Genomic DNA, 17,720 nt, shown 5'->3' with positions numbered 1-17,720 from the left:
GAGTGAGCGAGCTGTACCCGATAGGGCTGCGCCTGGAGGGGCTGCGCGTCCTCGTCGTCGGTGGCGGGACGGTGGCCACCCGGCGGGTCCCGGCGCTGCTGGCGGCCGGCGCCGACGTGGTGCTGGTCGCGCCGGTGCTGACCCCGGCCCTGCACGACCTGGCCACCGCCGGCCGGGTCCGGTGGCGGGCGCGCCGGTTCGAGGCGGGCGACCTGGACGGCGCCTGGCTGGTGCAGGTCGCCATCGACGACCCGGCTGCGGCGACCGAGATCGGCGACGCGGCGCGGGAGCGCCGGATCTTCTGCGTACGCGCCGACGACCGCCACGCGGCGACGGCGTGGACACCGGCGGTGACCCGCCACGGTCCGGTGACCGTGGCGGTGCTCGGCGGCGGCGACCCGCGCCGGGCCATGGCGATCCGGGACGGAATCCGGGAACGACTTGGCGAAGGTGCCCTGGACCTGGAGCGACCTGGCCCGGGCGTCGCGCTCGTCGGCGCCGGGCCCGGCGACCCCGAGCTGATCACCGTCCGGGGCCGGCGGCTGCTCGCCGCCGCCGAGGTCGTGGTGGCCGACCGGCTCGTACCGGGCCTGCTGCTCGACGAGCTGCGCCCCGAGGTGGAGCTGGTGGACGCGTCGAAGATCCCGTACGGGCCGTCGCGGACCCAGGAGGAGATCAACCGGATCCTGGTCGAGCGGGCCAAGGAAGGCCGGTTCGTCGTCCGGCTCAAGGGCGGCGACCCGTACCTGTTCGGCCGCGGCGGCGAGGAGCTGATCGCCTGCGTCGAGGCCGGCATTCCGGTGACCGTGGTCCCCGGCGTGACGAGCGCCCTGGCCGCCCCGGCCGTGGCCGGCATCCCGGTGACGCACCGGGGCGTGGCGCACGAGCTCGTCGTCGTCTCCGGCCATGTACCGCCGGACCACCCGGCGTCCCTCGTCGACTGGCCGGCCCTGGCCCGCCTGCGCGGCACCGTGTGCGTCCTGATGGGCCTGAAGAACCTGGCCGCCATCGCCGCGACGCTGCTGGCGCACGGCCGGCCCGCCGCGACCCCAGCGGCCGTCGTCCAGGAGGGTACGACCGGGGCCCAGCGGGTGATCCGGGGCCGCCTGGACACGATCGCCGAGCAGGTCGCCGAGGCCGGGCTGCGCCCGCCGGCGATCGTGGTACTCGGTGACGTGGTGAACGTCCTGCCGTCCGACTAGTGCGCCTCCGCCTGCCGGGCGCGCTTGATCGCGTACATCGCGCCGTCGGCGGCGGCGACGAGAGCGTCGCTGGTGGTCGGAGCGCCGGGGCTGGTACGGGCGATGCCGACGCTGACCCCCAGGGTCACGGGTCCGGCCGAGACGGTGAGCGGGGCGGCGAAGACCCGCTCGACGCGGGACGCGATGTCGTCCCCGCAGGTGTGCGGGCAGATGACCAGGAACTCGTCGCCGCCGAACCGGCCGACGAGATCGCTGGCGCGTACGCACTCATGCAGCCGCAGCGCGGCCACCCGCAGCACTTCGTCGCCGACCTGATGGCCGAGCCGGTCGTTGACGGGCTTGAAGCCGTCGAGGTCGCAGAAGAGCACGGTGAGCTGGTCGAGCTCCCCGGCGTTGAATCGCTCGACCGCCCGGTCGAGCTGTTCGAGCACGGCGCGCCGGTTCGGTAACCCGGTCAGCTCGTCATGTGCGGCCTGGTAGGCGAGGGCGTCCTGGGCCTCGGTGCGTTGGCGGGCGAGCTGGCCGACCCGGATCAGCACCAGCGGGATGGTCGCGAGGACGCCGACGGTCAGCAGCAGCCCGTCCGACGGCTGGCCGAACAGCTGCGGTACGCCACCGACGAGCGGGATCACGGCGAGGATCAGGCCCAGGCGCAGCAGCCGGCCGCTCGTCACCGGGTCGGGCTCCTTGTGCGTCGGGACCGTCAGGTACCGGGCGGCGGGGTGCAGCGCCGCGGCGGCGAGACTCACCCAGCAGGGGCTCCACAGGAACGGCGACCGGCCCTCGGGGTAGCCGAGCTGATCGAACATTCTGCCGAGGGTGGCGATGCTCAGCGCCACGAGCATGAGGGCCAGCGGTGCTCGGGCCCGGGTGGCTGTCCGCAACACCCGCAGCAGCGACCCGAGGATGGCCATCAGGGCCAGCGTGGCGACCAGAGCCGACACCGTGCCGGCCGGGGTCTGGTAGTTGGGCGAGAGGTGTGATCGCAGTACCCACTCCCAGAGCATCCCCGCGCCGCAGGTCCCGATGAGGGCCGCGTCGATGACCCGGCCGGCGTCGCGGGGCGCCTGCTGGGCGACCAGAATGGCGGCGGCGGCCAGCACACCCACGTACGCGACGAGGTCGAGGATGCCGGCTGCCACGGGCCCGCCCGGCACCGGGCCGAACAGGTCACCGATGCCCGACACCACGCTCGATGCGGCGGACAGGCCGGTCCCGAGCGCGAGTATGTACAAGGGCAGTGGCCGGTCGATGCGGTTGGCCCGCACGCCGATGGGGATCGTGATCAGGGGAAGGGCGACCGTCGCGGCGTAGACAAACGGCAGCGCGCGCTCCGGGCTGGCGGCCTGGATTCCGGCCGCGAGGGCGACGGCGAGCAGGTACGCGGGCACGAAGCCGCGCGGCGATGCCCGACCGGGCCGCGCTGCCCCCACCGTCGCCTCCCTCGCCAACCCCGCCCGCTTCGCCGACTCCTTCCCATCGGAAGATCGGCCCTCAAACGGGGAGAATGAGGGATTGTTCGACCGTCGGCAAGGCCCGGTGCGCTGCGGTCGGCGCGCACCGGGCCTTGCTGGTGTCAGATGTACGTCAGCGCGCCTGGTCGAGCAGCATCGCGCAGCGGATCAGCCCGAGGTGGCTGTACGCCTGGGGGTGGTTGCCCAGGCCGCGCTCGGCCTCCGGGTCGTACTGCTCGGGCAGCAGGCCGGTCGGGCCGGCGGTGTCGAGCATCTGCTGGAACAGCTCCTCGGCCTCCGTGCGGCGACCGGTACGCAGATACGCCTCGATCAGCCAGGCGGTGCAGATGTGGAAGCCGCCTTCCCGGCCGGGCAGGCCGTCGTCCCACAGGTACCGGTAGACCGTCGCGCCGCTGCGCAGCTCCGCCTCGATCGCCAGGACGGTCTTCAGGAACCGTGGGTCGTCGTCGGCCAGCAGCCCGGACAGCCCGATCCACAGCGAGGAGGCGTCCAGGTCGCGGTCGCCGTATGCGACCGTGTAGGCGCCGACCTTGTCATGCCAGCCGTGGGTGAGGACGTTGTCGGCGATCGTGTCGCGCAGTTCGCGCCACTCCGGCCGGATCGGCATGCCGTGCTTCTCGCCGAGGTGGATGGCCCGGTCGACGGTCAGCCAGCACATGACCTTGGAGTACACGTGGTGGCGCGGGGGCAGCCGGGCTTCCCACAGGCCGTGGTCGGGCTCGTGCCAGCGCCGCTCGACGGCCTCGACCATCGCGCCCATGACCGCCACGTCGTTGGGCGTGAGTCCGCGGTGGTCCACGACGGCCGCGATCAGGTCGGCCACCGGCCCGAACACGTCGAGCTGGACCTGCCGGTTGGCGGCGTTGCCGACGCGTACCGGCCGGGAGCCGGCGTAGCCGGGCAGCGTGTCGATGACCGCCTCGGCGCCGAGTTCGTTGCCGTCGACGGCGTACAGCGGGTGCAGCCGCTCCGGGTGTCCGCCGGTCGACTCGATCACCCGCATCGTCCAGGACAGGAACCGGTCGGCTTCTTCGATCGAGCCGAGGTCGACCAGTACCCGGGCGCTCATGGCCGCGTCGCGCAGCCAGCAGTACCGGTAGTCCCAGTTGCGGACCCCGCCCAGCTCTTCGGGCAGCGACGCGGTGGCCGCGGCGAGGACCGCGCCGGTCGGCTCATGGCACAGTCCCCGCAGCGTGAGGGCGCTGCGCAGGACGGCCTCGCGGGCCTGGGCCGGCAGCCGCAGCGACGACGACCACTCCCGCGAGCGCTCCTCGATGATCATCCGGCGCTTGTCGGGATCGAGGGCGTGCGCCCCCACGTCGGCGGTGCCCAGCCGCAGCTCCAGGGTTGCCGTGCCGCCCTTCGCCGCGAGGTCCACGACCGCCCGGGCGATCTCGTTGCCGCCGTCGGACACGATGTCCCACTCGATGCCGGGGGAGTACAGCGCGATCGGTTCGCTGGAGCCGAGGACGAGCAGGCCGTCGCCGAGCGGCTGCAACCGGATGGGCAGCTGGCCGAACTCCGGGCGCGGGGCGAACTCGATCCGGGCCCGGGCGGTGCCCGTCAACACCCGGATGAGTGCCGTGCCCTGGTTGTCCGAGACGTTGAGGGGGTGTCCGTGCCCCTCGGCGACGCCGTTGACCGGGTGGGTGTCGAGCCAGTCGGTGATCGTCAGCCCGGACCACCGCGTCTCGACAGTCATGGTGCCGGGCAGGTAGCGCTGGCCCAGCGGCAGGCCACCGCGTTCGGGCCGGATGGTGAAGTGGCCGGCGCTGGGCCCGCCGAGCAGGTCGGCGAAGATCGCCGAGGAGTCCGGCCGGGGGTGGCACAGCCAGCTGACCCGGGCGTCCGGGGTCACCAGCCCGACGGTACGCCCGTTGGCCAGCATCGAGTGGCGCTCGATCGGCACCGCCCGCTCGCCGAACAGCCACTGCCGGCGGTAGTGCAGCAGCAGGCCGAGCAGGCGTACGGCGTCGACCGGGCCGGAGACGCGGAAGTGCGCCCGGGTCTCGCCCGGGCCGACCTTGATCCCCAGGTCGGGGCCGTGCAGTTGGGCGAAGGCGTTCTCGTCGGTGACGTCGTCGCCCAGGAACACCACCGCGCTGGCCGACACCTGGGTGCGCAGCGCGTCGACGGCCAGGCCCTTGTTGGTGGTGATCACCGACAGCTCGATGACCTGCTTGCCCTGGGTCACGGTGACGCCCGGCCAGGTCGCCGGCCCGGTGAGGATCGACTCCAGGACCAGCCGGGCGACCTCCGGCTCGGCGGACCGGGTGTGCACCGCCACGCTGGCCGGCTTGACCTCCAGCCGTACGCCGGGGCGGCGGTGTACGAGACCCGACAGCGTCTCGACCAGCTCCCCGTGCAACTGCTGCAGGTCCGGCGCCAGGGCGTCGACGAAGCCGACGTCGAACTCCGAGCCGTGGCTGCCGACGAGATGCACCTCGCTGGGCAGGCGCGACAGGGCCGCGAGGTCCCGGAGCGCACGTCCCGAGATCACCGCCACGGTGGTCTGCGGCAGGCTGGCGAGCGCCCGCAGCGCGGCGACGGCCTCCGGCAGCGGTGCGGCGCGGGTGGGATCCTCCACGATCGGCGCCAGGGTGCCGTCGTAGTCACACGCGACGAGGAGGGTGGGTACCCGGGCGACCCGCGCGCACGCGGCGCGTAGCCCGGCCTCCAGGGCATCGGCCGGTCCGGCGAGGTCGGCCGGAGCGGCCGAACGGTGGCCGGGCGGCGTCGCGCCCCCGTCGTCGGTTTGAACGTTCATGTCATCGTGTCCGATACACCGAGTGAAGTTAGGAAGGACCGGGCCCACGCGCGTACGTCGTGGGTCCGAAGGTGGCGCCGCATCGCCCGCATCCGCCTGTTGGCCTCAATCGGATCGACGTTGATGGCGCGCACGAGCGCATCCTTGAGCCCGTCGAGGTCGTGTGGGTTTACCAGGAACGCCTGCCGCAACTCGGCGGACGCGCCGGCGAACTCGGAGAGTACCAACGCCCCACCGAGGTCCGCTCTTGCAGCTACGTATTCCTTGGCGACCAGGTTCATTCCGTCGCGCAGCGGCGTCACCATCATGACATCGGCGGCGCAGTAGAGCGCGGCCAACTCGCTGCGGCTGTACGACTGGTGAAGGTAATGGACCGCCGGAACGCCTACCCGTCCGTAGTCACCGTTGATCCGGCCCACCTCCCGCTCGACCTTGACCCGCAGCGCCTGGTAGTGCTCGACGCGCTCGCGGCTGGGCGTGGCGACCTGCACCATGACGACGTCCGGGACGCTGAGCTGGCCCTCGGCGAGCAGCTCCTGGAAGGCGGTGAGTCGCTGCTCGATGCCCTTGGTGTAGTCGAGACGGTCCACGCCCAGCAGGATGGTCTTGGGGTCACCGAGCTCATGGCGGATCTCCGCCGCGCGCTGGCGTACCGCGGGTGTGGCGACCAGGTTCTCGATCTCCGCGACGTCGATCGAGATCGGGAACGCGGACGCGGTGACGATGCGGTCGCCCACCTCGACGGTCTCGCCGCGCGGCCGGAGGCCCAGCAGGTGGCGGGTCAGCCGCAGGAAGTTCTGGGCGGCCAGGGGCTGCTGGAAGCCGACCAGGTCGGCGCCGAGCAGCCCGCGCAGCACCTCGATGCGGCGCGGCAACTGGGCGAACAGCTCGATCGGTGGGAACGGGATGTGCAGGAAGAACCCGATGCGCAGATCGGGGCGGCGGGCGCGCAGCATCGCGGGTACGAGCTGGAGCTGGTAGTCCTGCACCCAGACCACGCCGCCCTCGGCGGCCTCCTCCGCGGCCGCCTCGGCGAAGCGCTCGTTGACCCGCCGGTACGCGTCCCACCAGCGGCGCCGGTAGATCGGGGTCTCCACGGCATCGTGGTAGAGCGGCCAGAGGCTGGAGTTGCTGAACCCCTCGTAGTAGCGCTCGATCTCGTCCGCCGACAGCGACACCGGCCGCAGTCGCACGTCCTCGATCTCGAACGGCTCCATCGGTGGCTCGCCCGGCGCAGCCGCTGCCCCCGTCCAGCCGATCCAGGTGCCCCGCTGTGCGGCGAGCACCGGTTGCAGCGCGGTGACCAGGCCGCCCGGGCTGCGCCGCCACTGCGGCCCCTGCGGCGTGCTGACCCGGTCTACCGGCAGTCGATTGGCCACGACGACAAAAGAGCTTCGGCCCACCGTCGATCCCCTCCCCACGGACGAGCCCACATCGCCCAATCAGCCTACTGAAGAGCAGATCTTCATCGGGGGTAGGTATACGGCTACCCGATGTACGCGACGAAATATCGCGGGTGCCAAGAGGGTTTGGTAATACAGCGGCCCGGACGGACAGCTCCCGCCGTACCGTGAAGCAGGGTGATGTGTGCCGCACGCGACCGGCCTGGAAAGATTGGGCGCGACGGCGGCCGGGTCAACACGCGATCATTGCGCGGTACGTCCGCGGTAAACCACGATCTATCGGAGGTAGGGCGCACTGTGGCCCAGTTCATCTACGTTCTCGAAAAGGCGCGCAAGGCGCACGGCGACAAGGTCGTGCTCGACAACGTGACGCTCAGCTTCCTGCCCGGGGCGAAGATCGGCGTGGTCGGCCCGAACGGCGCCGGTAAGTCCAGCCTGCTGCGGATCATGGCCGGTGAGGACACCCTCAGCAACGGCGAGGCGCGCCTGATGCCCGGCTACACGGTCGGTCTGCTGGCCCAGGAGCCCAAGCTGGACGACTCCAAGACCGTGCTGGAGAACATCGAGCTGGCGGTCGCCGACACCAAGGCGAAGCTCGCCCGCTTCAACCAGATCGCCGAGCAGATGGCGACCGACTACTCCGACGAGCTGATGGACGAGATGGGGCGCCTGCAGGAGGAGCTCGACCACGCCGACGCGTGGGACATCGACTCCAAGCTGGCGCTCGCGATGGACGCCCTGCGCTGCCCCCCGGCCGACTCGCCGGTCGACGTCCTCTCCGGCGGTGAGCGCCGCCGGGTCGCGCTGTGCAAGCTGCTGCTGGAGCAGCCCGACCTGCTGCTGCTCGACGAGCCCACCAACCACCTCGACGCCGAGAGCGTGCTCTGGCTGGAGCAGCACCTCGCCAAGTACCCGGGTGCGGTGCTGGCCGTCACCCACGACCGGTACTTCCTCGACCACGTGGCCGAGTGGATCGCCGAGGTCGACCGGGGCCGCGTGCACGGCTACGAGGGCAACTACTCCACGTACCTGGAGAAGAAGGCCGCCCGGCTGGCCGTCGAGGGCCGCAAGGACGCCAAGCTGAAGAAGCGCCTGGAAGACGAGCTGCAGTGGGTGCGCTCGAACGCGAAGGCGCGCCAGACCAAGTCCCGGGCCCGCCTCGACCGGTACGAGGAGATGGCCGCCGAGGCGGACAAGACCCGCAAGCTGGACTTCGAGGAGATCCAGATCCCGCCGGGCCCCCGCCTGGGCAACGTCGTGATCGAGGTCGACAAGCTCAAGAAGGCGTTCGGCGACCGGGTGCTCATCGACGGGCTGTCGTTCTCGCTGCCGCGCAACGGCATCGTCGGCATCATCGGCCCGAACGGTGTCGGAAAGACGACGCTGTTCAAGACCCTGGTCGGGCTCGAGCAGCCCACCGACGGCGAGGTGCGCGTCGGTGAGACGGTGCAGGTCTCGTACGTCGACCAGAACCGGGCCGGCCTCGACCCGAACAAGACGGTCTGGGAGGTCGTCTCCGACGGCCTCGACCACCTGATGGTGGGCAAGGTCGAGATGCCTTCGCGCGCCTACGTCGCGGCGTTCGGGTTCAAGGGCCCCGACCAGCAGAAGCCGACCGGCGTGCTGTCCGGCGGCGAGCGCAACCGGCTCAACCTGGCGCTGACCCTCAAGATCGGCGGTAACCTGCTGCTGCTCGACGAGCCCACCAACGACCTCGACGTCGAGACGCTGTCGTCGCTGGAGAACGCGCTGCTGGACTTCCCCGGCTGCGCCGTGGTCATCTCCCACGACCGGATGTTCCTCGACCGCGTCGCGACCCACATCCTGGCGTGGGAGGGCGACGACGAGAACCCGGCGAAGTGGTTCTGGTTCGAGGGCAACTTCGAGTCGTACGAGAAGAACAAGGTGGAGCGGCTCGGCGCCGAGGCGGCCCGCCCGCACGCGGTGACGTACCGCAAGCTGACCCGTGACTGATCGGGTCGGGCCGGCGGTGTTCCTGGCACAGGTGCGCTGGTCGGACCCGGACCAGTTGGGCCACGTCAACCACGCCCGCTACCTGTCGTACTTCGAGGACGCGCGGATGATGATGCTGGCCGGGGCGCCCACGGGCGTCCCGGGCCGGCCCGGTGATCGAGGGTGCATCGCCGCGCGGGTGGCGGTCGACTACGAGGCCCCGGTCGTGTACCGGCCGGGGCTCACGCTCCGCGTGGAGACCGGGGTGGCCGCCATCGGCACCTCGTCGTGGACGCTCGCCCAGCGCATGTACGACGGGGACAGCGTGGTCGCGCGCTGCGAGTGCGTACTCGTGGCGTACTCGTACGCCGACGGCAAGAAGCGCCCGCTCGACGACGACGAGCGGGCGTACTGGCAGCGTTTCGCGAGCGGGGGCTGACCGTGGCGCGCTACACGTACCACTGCCCGCTGCGCTGGTCGGACCTGGACGCGTTCGGCCACGTCAACAACGCCCGGTTCCTGACGCTGTACGAAGAGGCCCGGGTGGCGCTGATGTTCGACGCCGCCCGGGAGGCCGGGGTCACCTCGCTGGAACAGGGTGTGGTGATCTACCGGCACGAGGTCGACTACCTCCGGCCGGTCGGGTACGGGCGTCCCGTGCGGATCGACATGTGGCTCGAGGAGATCAGGCCCAGTCGCTTCGTGGTCGCGTACGAGCTGTTCGACGGCGAGGTGGTGGCGAGCCGGGCGCGGTCGGTGTGCGTACCGTTCGATCTTGCCGCCGGCCGCCCCCGGCGGCTGTCGGACGCCGAGCGGGAGTTTCTGAAGCCCTGGCTGGGGCCGGCGTGACCGACCGGATGGGGGCCGGCGTGATCGGGCTGGAGCCGGCGAGCGTCGGCGACGCCGGCGCCTACCTCGTCCGGCTCGTCCGGCTGGACGCCGCCGCGCTGGTGCGGCTGCGCCCGGCCGGCGGCGGCGTGCTGGAGCTGTGGGCCCGGCTGCCGTTCGGTGTGCTGGTGACCCGCCGGGTACGGGCCGGGCTCGCCGACGACGCGACGGTGCGCGCCGCCGACCTGCTCGGCGCGCTCGACCGGGGCAGTGAGGCGCTCCCGCCGCGCCTGGACGCGCAGTGGCGCTGGCCGGTGCCGTCCGGCGCGGGTCTGGTCGTGGAGCGGCTGCCCGTCGCCGAGGTGCGCCGGATCGGAACGGCGGCGGAGACGACGTTGCGGGAGGCGGTCGCCGGCGGGGTGCGCGGGCGGCCGGTCGGGGAGCGGTTGCTGCGCGACGCCCTGCTCGATCACGTGCCCGTGGTGGTGAACACCGACGCCGGCGAGCGGGTGGAGGTGCCGCAGCGGCTGGTGCAGGCCGTGCTGCGGATGGGGTTCGTCGGCCCGGCGGCCGGTGCGCCCGGAGGCCCGGCGGCCGGTGCGCCCGGAGGCCCGGCGGCCGGTGCGCCCGGAGGCCCGGCGGCCGGTGCGCCCGGAGGCCCCGCCACCGTGCCTGGAAGGCCGTCAACCACCGTGGGTAGCGAAGTCGAGGTACGGGTGGCCCCCGGCTGGGTCGGTCTCGCGGGCGCTTTTGGCACAGCTTGGTATCGGCCTGAGCGGGGTCTCGGGGTGCGCGTCGCGGGTTAGGCCCCCCGGGTCGCCGCGACGATCTGGATCAATAAGTGCTGGGTAGGAAAGCGCTGGAAGTCGCATCCGCCAGGGGCCCATCGAATTGATATATCCAAAGAGATGATGGTCACGCCCCTCCGATCAGCGTCGCGGGCCCGGTGCGGGGCTGCCGAAACTCGTCCGAACGGGTAACTTGTTGGCTCGGGTCCACCACTGTTGAGGGTGTTGACAGAAACGGTTGTGGATCCGCAGGGGAGCGAGGCACGGGGAGCAGGGAGCACGGGTCTATGCCGTGGTGGCAGAAGCGTGCTGGGCAGGCCGACACGCGGACAGATGGTTCGGCCCAGGTCGGGTCCGGGGGCAACACGGCCACGGCGGACCGGGCGGCGATCGTGGCGCCGGTGACCTTGGAGCGGGTCGCTGCGGCGCTGGACAAGCTTGATATTCGTTACCTTACAGACGGTAGCGGCACGTTGATCGCTCTGTGGGAGCGACACGCGGTGTTGTTCGCGCTGGAGGGGCCGGACGACGAGATCCTGGTGATCCGGGCACGTCCGCACACCACCGTCCCGCCCGACTGGGCCGACCGGTCGTATCGGGTGGTCAACGAGTGGAACCACAGCCGGCGGTTCTGCAAGGCGTACGTCGGCGACCCGACCGATCGGGGACAGCTGCCCATCTACGCCGAAATGCAGGTGCCGCTCGGGTCGGGGGCGCATGACGCCCTGCTGGTCGAGCTGGTCGACTGTGCCGCCGCCGTCGCGCTCGGCTTCGTCGACTGGCTGCACGACGAAGGGGCCCTTCTCTAACAGTCGGTAACCTTGGGTGCGTCCTGCCGGCGCTGGCAGTAACCTTGGCGCGCCTGCGGCGCTGAAGCGACGTCGCGTCGGCCGTGGTCGGTGCGATGTCGCCCGCTGTCCGTTCGACGACGGGCAGCCGGGGAGCGCCGGTCACGGCCGACGGCATGGGACCATGGAGTAGGCGGCCGGCACCTTCAACCGTACGGGTCGGCCGCCGACGTAAGCGCCCGACTACCCACGAACGGACGACCGTGCCACCGACCGGTGCTCTGCTGCCCGGGATGACGCCCCCGGACACCATCCGCAACTTCTGCATCATCGCCCATATCGACCACGGCAAGTCGACGCTCGCCGACCGCATGCTGCAGCTGACCGAGGTGGTCGACGCCCGCCAGATGCGCGCCCAGTACCTGGACCGCATGGACATCGAGCGGGAGCGGGGCATCACGATCAAGAGCCAGGCGGTGCGGATGCCCTGGCAGGTACGTGAGGGCGACCGGGCCGGCGAGACATGCGTGCTGAACATGATCGACACCCCCGGGCACGTCGACTTCACGTACGAGGTCTCGCGGTCGCTCGCCGCGTGTGAAGGTGCGGTGCTGCTGGTCGACGCGGCTCAGGGCATCGAGGCGCAGACGCTGGCCAACCTGTACCTCGCGCTCGAGAACGACCTGCAGATCATCCCCGTGCTCAACAAGATCGACCTGCCGGCGGCGCAGCCGGAGAAGTACGCCGAGGAGTTGGCCCACCTCATCGGCTGCGAGCCCGACGAGGTCCTGCGGGTGTCGGGTAAGACCGGCGAGGGCGTGGGGCACCTGCTCGACGAGATCGTCCGGCAACTGCCGCCGCCGAAGGGCGACGCCGACGCACCGGCCCGGGCGATGATCTTCGACTCGGTGTACGACGTGTACCGGGGCGTCATCACGTACATCAGGGTGGTCGACGGCAGGATCGAGGCGCGTGACCGGATCCGGATGATGTCCACCGGCGCAACGCACGAGCTGCTCGAGCTCGGTGTCATCTCGCCCGAGCCGATCAAGTCGTCGGCGCTGGGGGTCGGCGAGGTCGGCTACCTGATCACCGGGGTGAAGGACGTCCGGCAGTCCCGGGTCGGTGACACCGTGACGATCAACGCCCGGCCGGCCGACGAGCCGCTGGGCGGGTACTCCGACCCCAAGCCGATGGTCTACTCCGGGCTCTACCCGATCGACGGCTCGGACTACCCGCTGCTGCGCGACGCCCTCGACAAGCTCAAGCTCAACGACGCCGCGCTGGTGTACGAGCCGGAGACCTCGGCGGCGCTGGGCTTCGGCTTCCGCTGCGGGTTCCTCGGCCTGCTGCACCTGGAGATCATCCGGGAGCGGCTGGAGCGCGAGTTCGGTCTGGACCTCATCTCCACGTCGCCCAACGTGGTCTACCGGGTCGTCATGGAGGACGGCACCGAGCGCCTCGTCACCAACCCGAGCGAGTACCCGGCGGGAAAGATCGGCCACGTGTTCGAGCCGGTCGTGCGCGCCACGGTGCTGACCCCCAACGACTACGTCGGCGCCGTCATGGAGCTGTGCCAGGGCCGTCGGGGTCACCTGCAGGGCATGGACTACCTGTCGGCCGACCGGGTGGAGCTGCGCTACACCCTCCCGCTCGCCGAGATCATTTTCGACTTCTTCGACCAGCTCAAGAGCCGCACCAAGGGGTACGCGTCGCTGGACTACGAGCCCAGCGGCGAGCAGGAGGCCGACCTGGTGAAGGTGGACATCCTGCTGCACGGCGAGCCGGTCGACGCGTTCAGCGCGATCGTGCACAAGGACAAGGCCTACAACTACGGCGTGACGATCGCCTCGAAGCTGCAGAAGCTGATTCCACGCCAGCAGTTCGAGGTGCCCATCCAGGCGGCGATCGGCAGCCGGGTCATCGCTCGGGAGACGATCCGGGCGATCCGCAAGGACGTGCTCGCCAAATGCTACGGCGGTGACATCACCCGCAAGCGCAAGCTGCTGGAGAAGCAGAAGGAAGGTAAGCGGCGGATGAAGATGGTCGGCCGGGTGGAGGTGCCGCAGGAGGCGTTCATCGCGGCGCTGTCGACCTCGGACGCGCCCACCGACAAGGGCGCCAAGAAGTAGCCGCGGCCGGTGCTGAGGCCCTCCGTGGCGGCCCGCTGTCCGGGCCGCCACGGATTTCCTGTCGGCCGGCAGGTAGCTCGACCGGCGCCAATGTCAGTCGACCGGCGCCAATGTCAGAACGAAGATCTGTCCGTACTCGAGTGGTTCCGGCGTGGGCGTCTACGCACCGTGACGATCAACTCTCGGGCCACCTGACCTTCGAGTACGGCTGGTTCCCGTTGCGTGACTGGTTGAAACCGGCATTCACGCCAATGCGGTTCGCTATCCGTTCCGCATTGAAACCTTTGTTTCGGGGCGTTTGAGTCCCGCGGCGCGTGGGCACAACACCGGCAACGGAAAGCCGGGGCATTACTGGAACGTCTTAAGAAACGAGGCCCCCCGGTCAAGGAGGGAAACCGTGACTATCACCGGCATTATCACCGCAATCATCGTCGGTCTGATCGTCGGTGCACTAGGTCGACTCGTCGTGCCCGGCCGCCAGAACATTCCGGTCTGGCTGACCATGGTCATCGGCATTGTCGCCGCGTTCATCGGCACCGCGATCGCCGCAGCGCTCGGCGTGGCTCACACCAACGGCGTGGACTGGATCGAACTGATCATCCAGGTGGTTCTCGCGGCCGTCGGCGTGGCCCTGGTCGCCGGTATCGGCAGCCGTCGCCACACCACGATCTAACGCCCCACCATCGAACGCTTCACCGCAGACGGCGGACCCCCGGTCACGGAAGTACCGGGGGCCCGCCGTTTTGTCACGCGCAGAGCGCCTCACACCGCCCGGTAGACCTCGGCGAGCACCCGGCTGCTGTCGTCGGCGCTCGCGCTGACCCTCGTCCACGACCCGCTCTTGGCGGTCCACTCCCGGTTGGTGAAACGGACCCGCTTGATCCCGCGATCCTTGGCGTACGCCACGAGCCAGTGCGCGTACTGCCAGCCGGCGCGCGCATCCCGGACGGGCACCGCCACGCCGGGCAGGTTGTCGGAGGTCACGGTGTCGGTCGTGTCGCCCCAGTCCCGCCTCAGCTCAACAGCCAGCTCCGCGGCGGCGGCCGGTCCGCGCATGGCCGGCTCGCCGGTCACGGTGCACGCCACCGCGCCGACCGTCTCGCCGGTCAGCGCCCTCGCCAGCGATTCGGCCCGGTCGGCCCACTTCTCGTACGCCTCGGGGTGGGCGCTGCGCTGGACCGCCTGCGCGGCGTCGGTCACGCGCATGCCCTGCCAGCCATCGATCTTCAGCAGCGCGCTGTAGAAGGCGCGGGCGGCGTATCTCGCGTCGTGGATCTGTGCCGGGGTGCCCCAGCCCTGGCTGGGCCGCTGCTGGAACAGCCCGATCGAGTCCCGGTCGCCGCCGTTGAGGTTGCGCAGCTTCGACTCCTGCCACGCGGTCGCGAGCGCGACGGTGATCGCCTGCTGCGGCACGTGCCGGCTGAGGCCCACGGCGGCGACGGTCGCGGCGTTCGCCATCTGGTCGGCGTCGAGCGAGATCTCGCCGCCGTCGCCGTCGACGACGCAGGCCCGCGCGTTCGGCAGCCGTAACGGCAATTGCTTGCTGACCCGTTCCACGAGCAGCACAGCACCTACCGTGATGGCAATGACGAGCACCATCACGGTGGTCAGAGCCGTTCGAATCCGCACGGTCACCCCCACCGATCGACGCCTCCAGGGTACGGGGCGCTGCGAATACCCAGATCCGATCGGACGAACCGGAAAACGGCTCAGCCTCGTGGCACCCAGTTCGCGTCGCGCTTCTCGCGGAACGCGCGTACGCCCTCCAGGCCTTCGGGCGAACCGAAGTGGTGGATCGACAGCTCGGTGAGGGCGGCGAGGTCGGCGTCGATGTCGCCGCCGCGGTGGAGCAGGCGCTTCGCACCGGCGAGCGCGCCGGGCGCCCCGCGTACGAGCGCGTCGGTGTGGCGCGCGACGGCCGCGTCCAGCTCGTCCGCCGGCACGGACGCGCTCACCAGCCCGATCGCGGCAGCTCGCGCGCCGTCGAAGACCTCGCCGGTCAGGTACAGCTCCGCGGCCGCGCGCGGCGCGAGGCGGGGCAGCACGGTGGCCGAGATCACCGCGGGAATCACCCCGATGCGTACCTCCGAGAAGGCGAACGTGGCCTCGTCCGCGCAGATGGCGATGTCCGCGGCCGCGACGAGTCCCAGGCCGCCGGCGCGCGCGGGCCCCGCCACCCGGGCCACGACGGGCTTGGCGCTGTTCCAGATCGCCGACAGCACCTCACCCAGCCGGCCCGCGGGCGGGGTCGAGCCGCCGCTGGCCAGGGCCGCGGCGGTCTCCTTGAGGTCGGCCCCGGAGCAGAAGACCGGGCCGGTGTGGCTGAGCACCACGGCGCGTACCGCGGCGTCGGATTCGGCGGCCCGTAACGCCGCGAGCAGCTGCTCGATGAGCGCCGAGGACAGCGCGTTGCGGTTGTGCGGACTGTCGAGGGTCACCGTGGCGACCCCCCGGACGGTCTCCGACCGGACAAGCTCAGGCATGCGGGCACACTAGACGGCATGCCCGGGGTACTTCCAGAAGGTGAGCCGGTGCCGGTCGACGGTGCCTTGCCGCCGTCCGCGCTGACCGCTGACAACAGCGCCGGCTTCGGCGTGTACGTGCACGTGCCGTTCTGCGCGAGCCGCTGCGGCTACTGCGACTTCAACACGTACGCGCCGGGCGAGGGCGTGGTACGCGACGGCTACGTCGAGGCCGTCCTGTCCGAACTGGCGCTCGCCGACCGGGTCCTGGGCGGTGGACGTACCGTGGACACGGTGTTCGTGGGCGGCGGTACGCCGACCTTGTTGGACGCCGGTGAGCTGGGCCGGATCCTCAAGGCGATCGACTCCACCTGGGGGCTGGCCGCGGACGCGGAGGTGACCACCGAGGCCAACCCGGAGTCGGTCGATCCGGCGTCGCTGCGGGCGCTGCGGGCGGCCGGGTACAACCGCATCTCGCTCGGGATGCAGTCGGCGGCGCCGCACGTGCTGCGGGTGCTCGACCGCCGGCACACGCCGGGCCGCGCCGCCGCGGCGGCGGTCGAGGCCCGCGCGGCCGGCTTCGACCACGTCAACCTGGACCTGATCTACGGCACGCCGGGCGAGTCGGCCGACGACTTCGCGTCGTCGCTGCGGGCCGTGGTGGACGCGGGCGTGGATCACGTCAGCGCGTACGCCCTGATCGTGGAGGACGGCACCCGGATGGCGGCCCGGATGCGGCGGGGTGAGCTGCCGTACCCGGACGACGACGTGGCCGCCGACCGGTACCTGGCCGCCGAGGCGGCGCTGACGGCGGCCGGTTTCGGCTGGTACGAGGTGTCGAACTGGGCCCGGGACGAGGCGGCCCGGTGCCGGCACAACCTGCTGTACTGGGCGGGCGGCGACTGGTGGGGGCTCGGCCCCGGCGCGCACAGCCACGTCGGCGGGGTGCGCTGGTGGAACGTGAAGCATCCGGCGGCGTACGCCGGCCGCCTGGCGGCCGGTGAGTCCCCGGCTCAGGCACGGGAGCGGTTGACGCCCGCGGAGCGGCGTACCGAGCACGTGATGCTTCGGCTGCGCCTGTCGTCCGGGCTGCCGCTTTCGACGTTGGATGACGCCGGCCGGGCCGCGGCGCGGCGGGCGGTCGGTGACGGGCTGCTGGCCGTGGAGCCGTTCGCCGCCGGCCGAGCCGTGCTCACGTTGCGGGGCCGGCTGCTGGCCGACGCGGTCGTCCGGGATCTCCTGCCCTGAGAGATCTTGGGGAGGTTGACACCTTGTTCGATGTCAAACTCCCCGAGACCTGCGTCGGGAGGTTCACTTGATGAAGTTGGCCGACATCGGGTACCGGTAGAGCTGCCCTTCGTTGGCCTTCACGCCGGCGATGACACCGAAGATGATCTCGATGATCGCGGCCGCCGCGAGGATGATCACGCCGATGCCGATGCAGGACAGCACCGCGCCGACGAGCGCGATGATCGACCAGAGGATCTGGAAGTTCAGCGCGGCGATCGCGTGGGCGCGGACCGTGGGCGACTGCTGCCCCTTCGCCAGGTAGGCGATCAGCGGGCCGACGAAGCCGAGCACGCCGCCGCCGATGAACGCGCCGACCGCGCCGCCGAAGTGCGCGATGAGCGCCCAGGTCTTGTCGTCGCTGCTCGCGTACCCGGGCGGCGGGGCGCCGGTGCCGGGGCCGGGCGGGTACGCGCCGGGCGGCCAGCCGTGACCAGCGCCCGGCGGGGGCGGGGGAGGAGTCTGGGAATAGCCCCCGCCGGGCGCCGCGGACGGAGGTGGCGGTGGCACGGCGTTGGGGTCGGGACCCGGGGTGGCGTCGGTGCCGTCCCCGGAAGGGCGAGGTGCTTCAGTCATGTGCGTCACGGTAGGGGCATCGACCAAATGGCGGTAGCGGCAACATGCGACTCCTTCGT

General features: G+C 71.3%; 15 protein-coding genes. 9 read left to right on the top strand and 6 right to left on the bottom strand.

Annotated elements, in window-relative coordinates; all coding sequences use genetic code 11:
* The first annotated feature begins 2 nt into the window (after positions 1-2).
* Positions 3-1,202: a uroporphyrinogen-III C-methyltransferase gene (cobA, locus tag HC031_RS15520; RefSeq protein ID WP_167926001.1), complete on the top strand. Its 1,200-nt coding sequence runs from the start codon at positions 3-5 to the stop codon at positions 1,200-1,202.
* Here cobA and HC031_RS34395 read toward each other — a convergent pair.
* The 3 genes from HC031_RS34395 to HC031_RS15505 form a co-directional block, all read right to left on the bottom strand.
* A complete protein-coding gene (locus HC031_RS34395; RefSeq protein WP_167926000.1) occupies positions 1,199-2,635 on the bottom strand; it encodes a diguanylate cyclase in 1,437 nt (478 codons plus the stop codon). The two genes, cobA and HC031_RS34395, sit on opposite strands and share 4 nt — an antisense overlap.
* Before the next feature lie 154 nt (positions 2,636-2,789).
* Positions 2,790-5,357 carry a trehalose-phosphatase gene (gene otsB / locus HC031_RS15510; protein ID WP_420813642.1) on the bottom strand — a complete coding sequence of 856 codons (2,568 nt, stop codon included), beginning with the start codon at positions 5,355-5,357 and terminating at the stop codon, positions 2,790-2,792.
* 83 nt (positions 5,358-5,440) lie between these two features.
* Positions 5,441-6,847 carry an alpha,alpha-trehalose-phosphate synthase (UDP-forming) gene (locus tag HC031_RS15505; RefSeq protein ID WP_420813640.1) on the bottom strand — a complete coding sequence of 469 codons (1,407 nt, stop codon included), beginning with the start codon at positions 6,845-6,847 and terminating at the stop codon, positions 5,441-5,443.
* A 297-nt stretch (positions 6,848-7,144) separates the two neighbouring features.
* On the opposite strand from HC031_RS15505, the gene ettA reads away from it, so the two are divergent.
* The 7 genes from ettA to HC031_RS15470 all read left to right on the top strand — a co-directional run bounded on the left by ettA (position 7,145) and on the right by HC031_RS15470 (position 14,009).
* The gene (gene ettA, locus HC031_RS15500; RefSeq protein WP_167925997.1) at positions 7,145-8,821 is read left to right on the top strand and encodes an energy-dependent translational throttle protein EttA; all 1,677 of its coding nucleotides are present in this window, start codon (positions 7,145-7,147) and stop codon (positions 8,819-8,821) included.
* On the top strand, positions 8,814-9,239 hold the full coding sequence (locus HC031_RS15495; protein WP_205862770.1) for a thioesterase family protein: 426 nt from the start codon (positions 8,814-8,816) through the stop codon (positions 9,237-9,239). Before ettA ends, HC031_RS15495 begins: the two co-directional genes overlap by 8 nt.
* A 2-nt stretch (positions 9,240-9,241) precedes the next feature.
* Positions 9,242-9,649 (top strand): acyl-CoA thioesterase, encoded by a 408-nt coding sequence (locus HC031_RS15490; protein WP_338090672.1) that lies wholly within the window; start codon positions 9,242-9,244, stop codon positions 9,647-9,649.
* 8 nt (positions 9,650-9,657) lie between these two features.
* Complete coding sequence (locus tag HC031_RS15485; RefSeq protein WP_240942559.1) at positions 9,658-10,434, top strand: DUF8010 domain-containing protein; 777 nt, start codon at positions 9,658-9,660, stop codon at positions 10,432-10,434.
* Between the two features lie 269 nt (positions 10,435-10,703).
* Positions 10,704-11,225: a type III secretion system chaperone family protein gene (locus tag HC031_RS15480; protein WP_167925995.1), complete on the top strand. Its 522-nt coding sequence runs from the start codon at positions 10,704-10,706 to the stop codon at positions 11,223-11,225.
* Positions 11,226-11,467: 242 nt separating this feature from the next.
* Complete coding sequence (gene lepA, locus HC031_RS15475) at positions 11,468-13,336, top strand: translation elongation factor 4 (RefSeq protein ID WP_167925994.1); 1,869 nt, start codon at positions 11,468-11,470, stop codon at positions 13,334-13,336.
* Positions 13,337-13,733: 397 nt separating this feature from the next.
* A complete protein-coding gene (locus HC031_RS15470) occupies positions 13,734-14,009 on the top strand; it encodes a GlsB/YeaQ/YmgE family stress response membrane protein (RefSeq protein WP_167925993.1) in 276 nt (91 codons plus the stop codon).
* Between the two features lie 89 nt (positions 14,010-14,098).
* Here the strand turns inward: HC031_RS15470 and HC031_RS15465 are convergent, their stop codons facing one another.
* On the bottom strand, positions 14,099-14,971 hold the full coding sequence (locus tag HC031_RS15465; protein WP_338090681.1) for a hypothetical protein: 873 nt from the start codon (positions 14,969-14,971) through the stop codon (positions 14,099-14,101).
* Between the two features lie 74 nt (positions 14,972-15,045).
* The gene (locus HC031_RS15460; RefSeq protein WP_167925992.1) at positions 15,046-15,819 is read right to left on the bottom strand and encodes an enoyl-CoA hydratase-related protein; all 774 of its coding nucleotides are present in this window, start codon (positions 15,817-15,819) and stop codon (positions 15,046-15,048) included.
* Between the two features lie 18 nt (positions 15,820-15,837).
* Between HC031_RS15460 and hemW the strand changes: the two genes are divergently transcribed.
* Positions 15,838-17,046 (top strand): radical SAM family heme chaperone HemW, encoded by a 1,209-nt coding sequence (hemW, locus tag HC031_RS15455; protein WP_167925991.1) that lies wholly within the window; start codon positions 15,838-15,840, stop codon positions 17,044-17,046.
* 63 nt (positions 17,047-17,109) lie between these two features.
* Here hemW and HC031_RS15450 read toward each other — a convergent pair whose 3' ends face one another.
* On the bottom strand, positions 17,110-17,661 hold the full coding sequence (locus HC031_RS15450) for a DUF4870 domain-containing protein (protein WP_167925990.1): 552 nt from the start codon (positions 17,659-17,661) through the stop codon (positions 17,110-17,112).
* Between the last annotated feature and the right edge of the window lie 59 nt (positions 17,662-17,720).

Origin of the sequence: Planosporangium thailandense (genome assembly GCF_011947195.1) — a bacterium.
In the GTDB taxonomy this organism is placed as follows: Bacteria; Actinomycetota; Actinomycetes; order Mycobacteriales; family Micromonosporaceae; genus Planosporangium; species Planosporangium thailandense.
This window is presented reverse-complemented; position numbering and strand designations above follow the sequence as displayed.